General features: G+C 39.1%; 12 protein-coding genes and 4 tRNA genes. 1 reads left to right on the top strand and 15 read right to left on the bottom strand.

The features are described 5' to 3' along the window. Positions 1-6: 6 nt before the first annotated feature. The 15 genes from AC1M86_RS03770 to tpiA all read right to left on the bottom strand — a co-directional run bounded on the left by AC1M86_RS03770 (position 7) and on the right by tpiA (position 11,801). On the bottom strand, positions 7-1,638 hold the full coding sequence (locus AC1M86_RS03770) for a PglL family O-oligosaccharyltransferase (protein ID WP_481607261.1): 1,632 nt from the start codon (positions 1,636-1,638) through the stop codon (positions 7-9). 33 nt (positions 1,639-1,671) lie between these two features. Then, a complete protein-coding gene (locus AC1M86_RS03765; RefSeq protein ID WP_481607260.1) occupies positions 1,672-2,121 on the bottom strand; it encodes a pilin in 450 nt (149 codons plus the stop codon). Positions 2,122-2,302: 181 nt separating this feature from the next. Then, the gene (locus tag AC1M86_RS03760; protein WP_481607259.1) at positions 2,303-2,863 is read right to left on the bottom strand and encodes a TPM domain-containing protein; all 561 of its coding nucleotides are present in this window, start codon (positions 2,861-2,863) and stop codon (positions 2,303-2,305) included. After that, positions 2,857-3,921: a TPM domain-containing protein gene (locus AC1M86_RS03755; protein ID WP_481607258.1), complete on the bottom strand. Its 1,065-nt coding sequence runs from the start codon at positions 3,919-3,921 to the stop codon at positions 2,857-2,859. Before AC1M86_RS03755 ends, AC1M86_RS03760 begins: the two co-directional genes overlap by 7 nt. A gap of 30 nt (positions 3,922-3,951) precedes the next feature. Beyond that, complete coding sequence (locus tag AC1M86_RS03750) at positions 3,952-4,542, bottom strand: LemA family protein (protein ID WP_092766659.1); 591 nt, start codon at positions 4,540-4,542, stop codon at positions 3,952-3,954. Positions 4,543-4,693: 151 nt separating this feature from the next. Further along, positions 4,694-5,098: a ribosome-binding factor A gene (locus AC1M86_RS03745; RefSeq protein WP_035266025.1), complete on the bottom strand. Its 405-nt coding sequence runs from the start codon at positions 5,096-5,098 to the stop codon at positions 4,694-4,696. Then, positions 5,098-7,812 (bottom strand): translation initiation factor IF-2, encoded by a 2,715-nt coding sequence (infB, locus tag AC1M86_RS03740; RefSeq protein WP_035266024.1) that lies wholly within the window; start codon positions 7,810-7,812, stop codon positions 5,098-5,100. The genes AC1M86_RS03745 and infB overlap by 1 nt, the downstream gene beginning before the upstream one ends. A gap of 14 nt (positions 7,813-7,826) precedes the next feature. After that, entirely contained in the window at positions 7,827-9,311 is a 1,485-nt protein-coding gene (nusA, locus tag AC1M86_RS03735; RefSeq protein WP_035266021.1) for a transcription termination factor NusA, read from the bottom strand. 39 nt (positions 9,312-9,350) lie between these two features. After that, positions 9,351-9,875, bottom strand: coding sequence for a ribosome maturation factor RimP (gene rimP / locus AC1M86_RS03730; RefSeq protein ID WP_035266019.1), 525 nt, complete (start codon positions 9,873-9,875; stop codon positions 9,351-9,353). A gap of 202 nt (positions 9,876-10,077) precedes the next feature. Continuing rightward, a tRNA-Met gene (locus tag AC1M86_RS03725) sits at positions 10,078-10,154 on the bottom strand. 91 nt (positions 10,155-10,245) lie between these two features. Continuing rightward, positions 10,246-10,322 (bottom strand) — tRNA-Met (locus AC1M86_RS03720). An 81-nt stretch (positions 10,323-10,403) separates the two neighbouring features. Further along, a tRNA-Met gene (locus AC1M86_RS03715) sits at positions 10,404-10,480 on the bottom strand. 48 nt (positions 10,481-10,528) lie between these two features. Beyond that, positions 10,529-10,613, bottom strand: a tRNA-Leu gene (locus AC1M86_RS03710). A 53-nt stretch (positions 10,614-10,666) separates the two neighbouring features. Further along, positions 10,667-10,996: a preprotein translocase subunit SecG gene (gene secG / locus AC1M86_RS03705; RefSeq protein ID WP_035266018.1), complete on the bottom strand. Its 330-nt coding sequence runs from the start codon at positions 10,994-10,996 to the stop codon at positions 10,667-10,669. A 13-nt stretch (positions 10,997-11,009) separates the two neighbouring features. After that, entirely contained in the window at positions 11,010-11,801 is a 792-nt protein-coding gene (gene tpiA / locus AC1M86_RS03700; RefSeq protein WP_035266016.1) for a triose-phosphate isomerase, read from the bottom strand. A 261-nt stretch (positions 11,802-12,062) separates the two neighbouring features. Here tpiA and pilB point away from each other — a divergent pair, with 261 nt between their 5' ends. After that, complete coding sequence (gene pilB, locus AC1M86_RS03695) at positions 12,063-13,772, top strand: type IV-A pilus assembly ATPase PilB (RefSeq protein ID WP_481607257.1); 1,710 nt, start codon at positions 12,063-12,065, stop codon at positions 13,770-13,772. Positions 13,773-13,783 lie beyond the last annotated feature (11 nt).

Raw genomic sequence — 13,783 nt, 5'->3', positions numbered from 1 at the left:
GTAATTTCAATTTTCTGAGGGTATTTCGACACTTTGTGTCTTTATAAAAAGACTTTCATAAGAATGATCAATACCATACATAACCTTAAGTATTTTCAATTGACGCTCAGCCATCTCCTTGCGCCCATTATGCGCTAATAAGATTGAATATTTGTACAAATCATAAGGAGTTAGAAAAGAATTCAAATTACGCTCAGCAAGTTCAAGTACATTCTGATTTACCTTCATATATGGATATTGTGCAATCCATCTTGCACGATCTTCATATTTATCAAAGAAAAATGATTCGTAAGGTAATTCAATTTCTGTTTTTAGTTCATTCATTTCATGAGTATTAGCAGCAACTATATTGTCCGTGATCTGTGCGTACTCTGTAAAAACTTGAACCACTATCAAGAGACCAATAATTGTAGCTAAATATCCGTACTTATTACTTATTTCAATTGTTTTAATTTTTTGCTCTGAAAGACAAATACCACACAAAAATCCAAATGGTAATAAAAAATAAGCATAATTTAAAGGATATTCAAGCATAGCATGAATTAACATTATAGAAATCATTAGCCCCGAGCAGAGTGTCTCGATACTTTTAGATTTTAAGACAAATAACCAGAACATGCGTCCAAAATATAGAATAACAATCAATCCTAAAGGAAGACCACACCATACCAAAATGTCTAAAATAATATTATGCGAACTAGATATCCATTCTCGACCATGGTAAGTATCGATTACTGCATATTGAGCTGAAGTTGTTTGTCCCAAACCATAACCCAACCAAGGCTTTTCCTTAATTGCATGAATCATTTGATTCCATATATCAAAACGTAGATATCCTGAAGTTACCCTCTCAGATATTCCATTAATTTTTACTATATTAAAATGCGAATAAAGTAAATCATTAATATAGGGTAAAGATATTACTAACATCCAAAATAAAAAAAACATACCAAGCATATAACATCTTGTTAATTTGAGAATTATTTTTTTTGATTTAAATACAACCATGATTGGAATAAAAAACATTATTACCCAAGCCGTTCTAGATTGAGTAAGCACAATACCAAACATTAAAATGATCAGAATCATGAAAAGAAAAAAATTATTTCTATTTGATTTTTCATATATATAAAAAACTGATATAAGACTTAATAATAAAAAGGTTGATAAATGGTTAGGTTGGGCAAAATTAGCATAAGGTCGTAGACCTATTAGATTATTAGTTAAATATTTAATTTCTAGGTTAAGCCATTGGGAAATAGCATATATTGATGAAATCAACCCCAAGAATATGAAAACCTTAGCAGTAATGTTAAATAAATTTTGAATATCCCCCTCTTTGACCATCGAATAAGAAATAGTCAGAGAGGCAATAAAAGAGAATAAATAAATTAAATAAAATTTAACTTCACCATTATTCGATATTAAAAAATTAGTTATTAAAAAAAAACCTGTATAAAATAAAAAAATCAATGCAAAATTTAATGGGACTCTATTTTTTTTATTTATTAAAAACAAAAAAATTAATGACAGAAATATAAATATTTCTGAAAAAAAACTTGGATATGGCTTATTATGAATAGGATTTAATATACCTAATCCATAAAAAAAAATGCTTAAAGCTAGATAAATTCTCATAAAAAAAGGGAGCTATGCTCCCTTATATATCATTTAAGACATCGGTGTAGCTGTAGTTGTACAAGTTTTAGGTTGGAACTCAGTTGCAACATTAGTCGCACATACCCAAGGCTTGATTTCACCAGTATCTGCGACATCTGCAGCACGTGTCCACTGTATAACTTTACCGTTAATTGAAGATGTACCTTTTAATTTACATTCAATTTTAGACTCTCCAGTTGCAGCCACACTTACTTTAATATCACAACGACCAGTAGTTCCCTGAACCCCCAACACAGAAGGTGTCGTTACTGAACTTGCTAAACCCTCAGCTAATTTAGCTTCTGCATTTGTTTTAGCAGGTGTAATTTCTGAAAGGCCAGCTGCAACTTGAGACTTAGCTGTGTAATTTTGATAAGCAGGAATCGCAATCGCAGCAAGAATACCGATAATTGCAACAACAATCATTAACTCGATTAAAGTAAAACCTTTTTGAGCGTTCATAACATCTCTCCTAATTTTTAAGTTCAAAGTTAACAACCTCTCCCCAAAATAGATTTTGTTGTTGCTAACTAACTGATGCTATTTTCGTATAACGCTTCAAGGTTGCCAATAAATAATTTTCAAATTTATTTTTAATGTTAATTTATGTAAAAAAGTGACATTTTTTGTCACTTTTCTTAACTCAATTTAAAATAATTGGCTGATTACTGAGCTCATTTTCTAAATCTTGCACTTTATCATCATAAAAACGATTCAAAATTTCCCCGACTTCCATCACGCCAACAATAACACCCTGTTTATAATTTTTATTTTTTAGCTCACGAATCATGTGATCACAGATTGCTTGCCAATCCTGTTGCGTTGTGGCCTTTTGAATTCCACGATCAATCACAATTTCAACTTTCTGCTCACATAGATTTAAATATATCAGTACACCACTATTAAACTCTGTATCCCATACACCTAATTCAGCAAAAAGTTGTTCTGCTCGCTGACGAGTATTCATTGAATAAGCCAAGGCACATGGAATATATCCCTCTATGACCACTTGGATCTCTCCAACATGACCTTGCTCCGCTTGTTTCACTGCCTCTGCAATCGCATTTTGATCCATTTTGGAAAAATAACGTTTAGATGCAGGCAAATAACAAAAGTGCCTAATCCAGCGCTTGAAGCTCGGTTGAGATGTTTGTTGCAACTTAGGTTCAGTGATAATTTCTGTCGTTTCAGTTTTTGTTACCATGAGCCTGACGCACCTCCCCCACCAAAGCCACCACCACCGCCACTAAATCCACCCCCGCCAAATCCGCCTCGACCGCCACTGCCGCCGCGTCCTCCGCCAGATAAAAATGCTTGGAAAATCAACTGTGCGATTGATGTAAATAATAAAAAGAAAATTCCAATACCCACAATCAAGCTGATTAAAATCCCTGAACCATAAATCATACTCGCAGCAAAAGCAGTAACGCCCGCGACCGAAGCACTTAAACGATTACCAATAATAAAAGAACCAATCACACCAGCGATTAAAATAAATAATACCGTGTTAAATGTCTTTTCCTTTGCATATTGCGCTTTTAAGGCTTGTTCTTGTCTAAGTTTCAGCTCTTCAGCAGCCTGTTGGGCAATTTCAGGATCAAGGTTAACAATTCGTTCAATTTCTCTAACCCCTGCAATTAAACCCTGTCCAAATTCATTGGCTTTAAAATAAGGGGTGATTTGTTCGCGAATGATTCGACTCGCAACGATATCTGGAATCACACCTTCCAATCCATAGCCTGTTGCGATATGTAATCTTCGATCATTAATTGCCACTGCGATTAATAAACCATTATCTTGTTGAGCAGAACCTAACCCCCAAGTCTGTGCAGTCCGCATTGCAAAATCAAAGATACCTTCCTGACCAGTTGTTGGAACGATTACGATCCCAATTTGAGCCTTACCCTCATTATATAGACCGCGAATTATTGTATCGAGTTCTGACTTTTCTTGAGGAGAAAGTATATTCGCCTGATCTATCACAGGTTCATTTAATGTAGGGAGTTGACGTTGTGTGTCTCCTTCCTGCATATCATTTGAAACAGTAACAGGAGGTGCTGGAGTTGGTTTATTTTGCTGAGCACTTGATGATGGATTTGTTGAATTGGGTTGAATCACTTTTCCCAGCACAATCGCGTCAGACTCATGATCTACTGCTGTTGCAGTTTCTGCATGAACCATTTGCAATGTACAGGTCATCGCAAAGACAAATAGCCATGAAATCAATTTCATACTATTTTGTCTAAGATGCTGAGTTCTCATGCTCATATTCATCAACTTCTAATCATTGATTTAATCAAAAGAAACATTCGGTGCCTTTTGTGCACTCGCTTCAGCACTAAAGTTTTCTTTTGCATCCATGCCAATGACTTTCGCAGTTACGACTTGTGGGAATTGACGAACATAGGTGTTGTAATCTTGGACGGTAGAAATATAGCGATTACGCGCAACTGCTATACGATTTTCTGTACCCTCTAACTGCACCTGTAAATCACGAAATTGCTCATTTGCTTTAAGGTCTGGATAATTCTCAGTCACTGCCAGCAAACGTGATAATGCACTTGTCATTTGTGATTGCGCTTCTTGGTATCGTTTAAACAATTCTGGATTTTCAAGTACTTCTTTATCAACTTTAAGCCCTGCAACATTTGCACGAGCCTCTGTGACTTCAGTTAAAACTTGTTCTTCATGTTTTGCATATCCTTTAACTACATTCACCAAATTCGGAACGAGGTCTGCTCGACGCTGGTATTGGTTTTGTACCTCAGACCATGATGCAGTCACCGCTTCATCTTTCGCTTGAAGTGTATTGTACCCACAACCTGTGAAAAGCAAGGAACTTGATAATGCGAGTACAACAGCTGATTTTTTTAAAATTTGCATGACATCAACCTCATTATTTATTTGTATTTGTTTAATTAAAAATATTGTATACGCAAATTCAAAATTGAATGTAGCATTTATTTTATGGCTTTAATTTATATAAAAACATTAATATAAAAAAAGCCACCCTAAGGTGGCTTTTTGTTTGAAATTACTCTTCGTCTTTTTTATCGTCAGCTGGAGGTAAGTCCTTCACAGCTTCAGCAATTAGACCAAACATGTAGTTTCCGTATGCATTAGTTTTATCATAATGGAAACGTAAACGAGGTGTGATACGTGTCTTAATACGACGACTCAGCTCATGGCGCAGAAAACCTGATGCTTTATTTAAAACATCTAGAGTATCTTTATTTGCTGCTTCACTTTGCTCATCACCAAGTTCACGACCCATGACCGTGACATAAACTTCAGCATAGCCTAAATCTGGGCTCACTTTCACCGCTGAGATGGTCACAAGACCACCTAAGCGTGGATCTTTCAGCTCCTGACGGATAAGTTCAGACAATTCACGCTGAACCGTGTCCGCCATACGCTTAAGACGTTGACTACCCGCCATTAAAGACTCCGTTTAATTAATTGAACATCATAGACTTCGATTTTATCGAGCACTTTGATGTCTTTATAGCCTTTGACTGCAAGACCACATTCCATACCAGCACGAACTTCTTCAACCACTTCTTTATAACGGCGAAGTGATTCAAGTTCACCTTGGAACACAACCACGTCATCACGTAAGACACGAATTGGTTTATTACGGTGTAATAAGCCCTCAAGAACCATACAACCTGCTGCCGCACCAAATTTACTTGAGTGGAATACTTCACGTACTTCAGCCACACCAAGAATTGTTTCACGATGTTCTGGTGCAAGCTTACCACTCATTGCATCTTTCACATCATCAATCAATTGATAAATGATTGAGTAGTAACGGATGTCGATACCATCTGCGTCAGCTTTTTGGCGCGCTGTATTATCTGCACGAACGTTAAAGCCTAATAAGAATGCTTCTGAAGATTCTGCAAGTGTGACATCAGACTCAGTAATCGCACCAACACCTGAACCAATGACACGCACTTTCACTTCATCAGTTGAAAGTTCAGCCAATGCAACATGAAGCGCTTCCAATGTACCGCGAACATCTGTCTTCAGAACTACATTCACAATCGGCACATCTTTTTTGCCCATTGAAGCCATTAAGTTTTCAAGACGCATTGCAGATTGACGCTCTAAACGTTTTTGACGTTCACGATCCATACGCGCATCAGCCACTTCACGTGCTTTCTTCTCATCATTTACAACAAGAACTTCGTCACCTGCCATTGGCGCTTCTGGAAGACCTAAGATTTCAACTGGAATCGATGGACCTGCAGACTTAATACGTTGACCATTTTCATCAGTCATCGCACGTACACGACCGTAAGATGCGCCTGCAAGAACGAGGTCACCTACTTTTAATGTACCATTTTGAACAAGAATCGAAGTAACCGCACCACGACCTTTATCAACACGTGCTTCGATTACAACACCTTGTGCCGCACCTTCTTCAGAAGCTTTTAGCTCTAGAAGTTCAGATTGAATCAAGATCAAGTCAAGAAGTTCATCAATACCTGCACCCGTGTGCGCAGAAACCATCGCGACAGGGACATCACCACCCCATTGCTCAGGCACGATTTCTTTAGTTGTCAATTCATTCAATACGCGATCTGGATCAGCAGATTCTTTATCCATCTTGTTGATTGCAACAATGATTGGCGTACCTGCTGCACGAGCATGGTCAATCGCTTCCGCTGTTTGTGGCATAACACCATCATCAGCTGCGACCACCAATACAACGATATCAGTTGCTTTCGCACCACGTGAACGCATCGCAGTAAATGCTGCGTGTCCCGGAGTATCTAAGAAAGTGATAATACCTTTATCCGTTGTAACGTGATAAGCACCGATATGCTGGGTAATACCGCCCGCTTCACCTTGCGCTACTTTCGCACGACGAATACGATCAAGAAGCGATGTCTTACCATGGTCAACGTGACCCATGATAGTAACCACTGGTGGACGCGTTGTTTGTGCACCACGTGCTTCTTCAGCCGCTTCAAGCAAGTTATCTTCCGCTTGAGTATCTGATACTAGAACTGGGTTATGACCCATTTCTTCAACAACTAGAACTGCTGTATCTTGGTCGATTGATTGGTTTTGAGTGACAAGCTCACCCATTTTCATGAGTGTTTTAATTACTTCACGAACCTTAATCGCCATTTTTGCAGCAAGGTCAGCAACAACAATAGTTGCACCGATTTCAACATCATAAACTTGCTTTTTAACTGGCTTCTCGAAACCATGTTTATTAGCTTGGCTTGATTTCAAACCACGTTTATGAGAGTTGTCACGGAAAGATTGCTCTTCTTGACCGCGACGACCACCTTTCTTAGGAGAACGTGCACCTGGTGTGTTATTACCACGCTTAATGTCACGGTCTTCTTTCGCGAATGAATCTTCGTATGCTTGACCAACAAGACCAGCAGCCAATGGAGAATCATCGACCACACGAATCGTTGCAGTTGCATCTTCATTAGAGTACTTAGAAGCCATCTGACGCATTTGTTCAAGCGTACGTTGTTGTGCTTCTTCAGCTGCTTTACGACGTGCTGCTTCTTCGACTGCTTTTAATTTAGCAGCTTCAGCTTCACGTGCTTTTTTCTGTTCTGCAGTTTCAGTTGGCTTAGTTGCTTGTTTAACAATCGGTTTATTTGTTGACTTGCGCTTAACCACAACCGCAGCTTTAGCAACTTCTTGCTTCTCACTCGATTGTTTCGCTGCAGCACGCATTGCATCTAAGTTCGCTTTCGCTTTACTTACTGCAGGTTGCGCCTTCTCTTCAGCTTGAGCTGGTTTAACTTCAACTTTTTGCTGTGCTTTTGCTTCAGTTTCAGCTTTTGCTTTTGCCAATGCTTCAGCTTTAATTTGTTCAGGATCTGGCTTAGTGAACGTATGCTTCTTACGAACTTCTACGTTAATAGTTTTAGCTTTACCTGATGTACTTGCTACTTTTGCAGTACTCGTAGTTTTACGTTTCAACGTGATTTTTCCTGCGCTGCCGCTGTCTTGCCCATGCGCTTTTTTCAAATGAGCGACTAAACGGTCTTGCTGTTCTACTGAGATTGTGTCTTCTGCCTTAGATTGAGGCAACCCAGCATCTCGCACCTGATCTAATAGTTTTTCAACTGGAAGACCTACGCTGACTGCTAACTCTTTAATTGACTTATCCGTCATGTATGACCTCCTCGTTAATTAAACCATGATTCACGTGCTTTCATGATCAATTGACCTGCTTTCTCAGCACCTAAACCTTCGATATCAGAGATATCATCAGTTGCCTGATCTGCTAAATCATCTACTGTGATTACACCGCGAGCCGCTAATGCATAAGCAAGCTCTGAACTCATTCCTTCCATCGCTAGAAGCTCTTCGCTCGGTTCTTGAATATTTTCTTGCTCTTTCAGTGCATCTGCTAATGCAACTTCTTTCGCACGGCTTTGTAAAAGCTCAACCGTTTCTGCATCTAATTCGATTTCATCAAATGTTTCAGCTGGAACGTAAGCAATCTCTTCAAGTGAAGTAAAGCCCATTTCTACCAATGCCATCGCAAGGTCTTCTTCAATATCAAGACGACCTACAAACATATCGAGATATTGCTGTGCTTCATTTTGTTGACGAGCACGGTACTCTTCTTCAAGCATCATATTGAGCTTGTAACCAGTTAACTCAGAAGCTAAACGTACGTTTTGACCTTGAGAACCAATTGCACGCGCCAATTGATCGCTTGTAGCAAAAATAATATCTGCTGTGCGTTCTTCTTCATCAATCACAATACCCGATACATCTGCTGGCTCTAAAGCACTTGCGATATATTGAGCTGGATCATCTGACCAAACTACAACATCAATACGCTCACCGTTCAATTCTTGCTGTACAGCTTGGATACGTGTTCCACGCATACCAATACATGCACCAACTGGATCAATACGATGATCGTTCGTTTTCACTGCAATTTTAGCACGAACACCCGGTTGACGTGCAGCAGCTTTAATTTCGATGATTTCTTCAGAAATTTCTGGAATTTCTTTTTTCATCAATGCCATTAACATTTCTGGCTTAGCACGAGAAAGTTGTAGCTGCGCACCACGACCTTCACGGTTTACGTTAAATAAAATCGCATTTACACGCTGTTTAGGACGTAAAATTTCTTTTGCGATCATTTCTTCACGTGCAAGATATGCTTCCGCATTCTCACCGAGGTCAATAATGAAACCATCTTTAGTTTGTTTCTTTACTTCACCGTAAATTAACTCACCAACTTTAGATTCATATGCATCTGCAATAAGCGCACGTTCAGCTTCACGAATTTTCTGAACAATAACTTGCTTCGCGATTTGAGCTGCAATACGACCAAATTCAATTGATTCTACTTCAAGCTCACGCACATCACCGATTGACCATTTCGCTGGATCCACATCAGAAATCGCGTCTTGGCATGCAGGCATTTCATGATCTTCATCTGCTACTACAGTCCATTGACGGAAAGTACGGTATTCACCAGTCTTACGATCGATTTCAACGCGCAACTGTGCTTCTTCAGAATTTGTGCCTTCGTAGAATTTTTTCTTCGTTGCAGCAACTAGAGCTTGCTCGAGCGCTTCGAAAATCGCTTCACGACTAACACCTTTTTCATTACTAACCGTCTCAGCAACGGTAAGAATTTCACGGCCCATAAGTCACCTACTATTCAAATTCTTTTAGTTAAGATTAATTTAGTCTTGGTAGATCAAGTTGGCCTTATCGATATTGTGACTATCGATCTCGAGCACTTGTTGCTTTTCAACTTCAACTTGGATCATTTCATTTTCTACATCTACAGCAACCAGTTTCGCTTGGAATTTACGGCGGTTATCCACTGCAGAAATCAAACGTAAAGCAACTTGTTGACCAATATATGCTTGCATCTGTTCAAGTTTAAAGAAAGTACGATCCCAACCTGGAGATGACACTTCTAATGCATATTCACCAGAAATTGGATCATGAACATCGAGGATTGCACCAACTTGTTGGGTAACACGTACACAATCTTGCACACCCACACCACGACCAAGATCAATTTCACCGTCTTCGGAAATAACAGGTTCTTTGTTTGGATCTTCAGGCTTGTCAATGTAGATACGTACTAGCGAACGCTTACCCTGAGGTGTAAATTCTAAACCCCATAGTTCAACATCGCATGCCTCAACAGCGGGTGCGATCAGTTCATACAATGCTTGGGTTTTATTTGATAACTTCATTTACTCTCGTCATTTATGTGCGATTCAATCGGCCAACAGACCGACACAGACTAACTATAGTGATAGCATGATTATTTGACCAATTGATGTCCACACTACACGATAGATAACAAAAAAGGGCGCATTCGCCCCCATTATTGCACAGAAAAGCAATGCCCACTGTGCAAAAAGGCCCACCTAGTTGTGAGCCTCTTTAGAAACTTGGTAGCGGGAGCTGGATTTGAACCAACGACCTTCGGGTTATGAGCCCGACGAGCTACCAGACTGCTCCATCCCGCATCAACGTGCAAAATTATATCTAAATTTGAATCATTTTTCAATCAGAAAAACTTTCTAATTAGACTTGATTAAGTTGCACCTTAATCAAAAGTGGTAGCGGGAGCTGGATTTGAACCAACGACCTTCGGGTTATGAGCCCGACGAGCTACCAGACTGCTCCATCCCGCATCAACGTGCAAAAAGTATATCTCAACTCAAACTTTGTTTAAGTTGCCTATTTTAAGTTTGCATCTTAATTATAGGATTGATTGGTAGCGGGAGCTGGATTTGAACCAACGACCTTCGGGTTATGAGCCCGACGAGCTACCAGACTGCTCCATCCCGCATCAACAGATTTTGCTGCAAACACCAACTTAAACTTCTGGATTATAAGTTGGTGCGGAAGGGGGGACTTGAACCCCCACGCCCGAAAGCACTACCACCTCAAGGTAGCGTGTCTACCAATTCCACCACCACCGCAGCTGTGACGCATTCTAGTGGTTTCAATGAAAAATTGAAAGCGAAATATTCAATTATTCAGCTGGTTTTGGTGCAGTTGATGAAGTTTCAGGCGATTTTTGATCAACTTGCTCAGTTGTGTTAATCGTTTTCAAACCATAAGCATCTGTCGTTTGCTGCTTCGCAAAGTAAGCCAAGCTAATACTTGTGATAAAGAATAAAGCAGTAAGTATCCCGGTTAAACGAGTTAAGAAGTTACCAGAACCAGAAGCGCCGAATACAGTCGCTGCACCGCCACCGCCAAAAGACGCACCTGCATCTGCACCTTTACCATGCTGTACTAGAATTAAAATAATCATCAATAACGCTAAAATGATGTGTAGCACCAGTACAAAAGATTGCATGATGAACTCCTAATTATTTTGATTGGGCAAATGCTTGCGCAATTTGAACAAATGATTCTGCATTGAGTGATGCACCGCCTACGAGGGCACCATTGATATCAGGGCATGCTGCCAATTCAACAGCATTCTCAGGTTTTACACTACCACCATAAAGAATTGCTATGTTTTGACCTTCAGGTGTAATTTGACTCAATCCTTCACGAATTTTAGCATGCATTGCTTGTGCATCATCCGGGGAAGCTGTTTTACCAGTTCCAATTGCCCAAATTGGCTCATAGGCGACGGTAATATGCACCCATTGCTCTGGATTCACAACACCTGCAATGTCACAAATTTGTTGTAACACCACTTGCTCAGCTTGCCCACTTTCACGCTGTTCAAGGCTTTCACCCACACAATAGATGATATGTAAGTTAGCAGCTAAAGCATTTTTTATTTTTTCATTAAGAATCGCAGGCGTGTCATTAAATATTTCACGACGTTCAGAATGTCCAATTAATACATAATCGACTTGGCTATCCTTTAAAAGATCTGCGCTAACTTCACCTGTAAATGCACCAGTACCCGCAATACGTGATACATCTTGAGCGACCACAAACACTTCATGAGCATCTGTTGCAAGTTCATTTTTTACTTGGAGTAAAGCCAATAAAGTTGGCGCAACACCAATTTTACAAACATCATGAGCGATTGAAGCTTGCTCAAGCTGTTGTTTCAAATCAGCTAAAAGCTGTTGCGTGTTAGCCTGCATTGGGTTCATTTTCCAATTGCCTACAACCCACGGAGTAATTGTCGAACCCGACATAGATCTAACCTTCTATCAAAAATGCGCACATTCTACACGGATTTTAAAAAATTAACGTAAAAATTCAATGGATACAGATTCAGCACCTAGAATTCTTTAAAAAAAGACAACATAAGACACAATAACCAACAGAATAAGTGAAAAAATTCAATTTTTTCATAGTTTTCGGATAATATTAATGATTTTAAGTATAGAATTTTCTACTTATAACCGTATAATTTTAATATTCGAATTATAAAATGAATTTAAGGCGTATTGGGGATGACTTTAGATCAAAGTGGGCCAAAATTTTCTGGGTTAAGTCGTCGTTTGGTTGATGAAGGCATTTTGACCTCCCAGCAAATGCAAAATGCTATTATTAATTCAAAAAAATCTCATCAAAAATTAGTACCTTACCTCGTTGAACATCTCAAAATACGAGCAAATACGATTGCTGAAATGGTTGCTCAAGAGTTTGGCGAGCCATTGTTCGATTTAGATGCATATAATGTTGAGTTACTACCCAAAGATATCGTTGCAGAAAATCTTGTTACAAAACATTTAATCTTACCTTTATATCAACGAGGTATATCTTTATTTGTAGCGACGAGTGATCCTACAGATATCGAAGCATTGGAAGCAATTCGATTTAATAGTAAATTAAACGTCGTTCCTATTACTGTAGAACATAATAAACTTGAAAAACTGATCGAAAAGCATTTTTCTGAAAATGAGAATTTCAATTTCGGTGATGAAGATCTTGACGTTAACGTGGTCGAGAACGATACACCGCAAAATAATAACGATGATGGTCCTTCAGGTGATGATTCCCCGATTGTTAAGTACATCAACAAGCTTTTGGTTGACGCCATTCGCATGGGTGCATCAGATTTACACTTCGAACCTTATGAAAAAACGTACCGAGTTCGATACCGCGTTGATGGTGTTTTAAGAACTATTGCAAATCCACCATTGCAACTCGCGAATCGATTAGCTTCACGCTTGAAAGTTATGTCTCAAATGGATATTTCAGAAAAGCGTATTCCGCAAGATGGCCGTATTAAGCTTAAATTATCTCGTACTAAAGCGATTGATTTTCGTGTTAACTCATTACCAACCCTATTTGGCGAAAAAATCGTATTACGTATTTTGGATCCGTCTAGTGCAATGCTCGGTATTGATGCATTAGGTTATGAAGAAGATCAGAAAGCTTTATTCCTTGAGGCACTTGAGAAGCCTCAAGGCATGTTACTGATTACGGGTCCAACAGGTTCTGGTAAAACAGTATCGCTTTATACAGGATTGAATATTTTAAATACTGAAAATGCCAACATCTCTACAGCAGAAGATCCCGTAGAAATTAACTTAGAAGGCATTAATCAGGTCAACGTCAACTATAAAGTGGGCTTAAGCTTCTCAGTCGCATTGAAATCATTCCTGCGTCAAGATCCTGATATTATTATGGTCGGGGAGATTCGAGATCTCGAAACAGCTGAAATTGCAATTAAGGCAGCACAAACAGGCCACATGGTGATGTCTACACTTCATACCAATAGTGCTCCTGAAACCTTAACCCGGTTGCGCAATATGGGGGTTCCCTCTTTTAATATTGCAACTTCGGTGAATCTCGTCATTGCTCAACGACTTGCTAGACGACTGTGTGTACACTGTAAAGTACCTGCTGATATTCCTAAACCAAGTTTATTAGAAATGGGATTCACAGAACAGGATTTAGCAGATCCAGATTTTAAAATTTATCAACCTGTCGGTTGTCCTGAGTGCCGTGATGGTTATAAAGGACGTGTCGGTATTTATGAAGTCATGAAAGTGACATCTGAAATTTCGAAGATTATTATGGATGATGGCAATGCATTAGAGATTGCAGCTGCATCTGAAAGACTGGGGTTTAAGAATCTTCGACGTTCAGGATTAATTAAGGTCATGAACGGACTTACTTCTTTACAAGAAGTGAATCGAGTGACCAGTGAATAATTAAAAATAAG

The sequence above is a fragment of the Acinetobacter sp. ANC_7654 genome, assembly GCF_056779855.1.
This window is presented reverse-complemented; position numbering and strand designations above follow the sequence as displayed.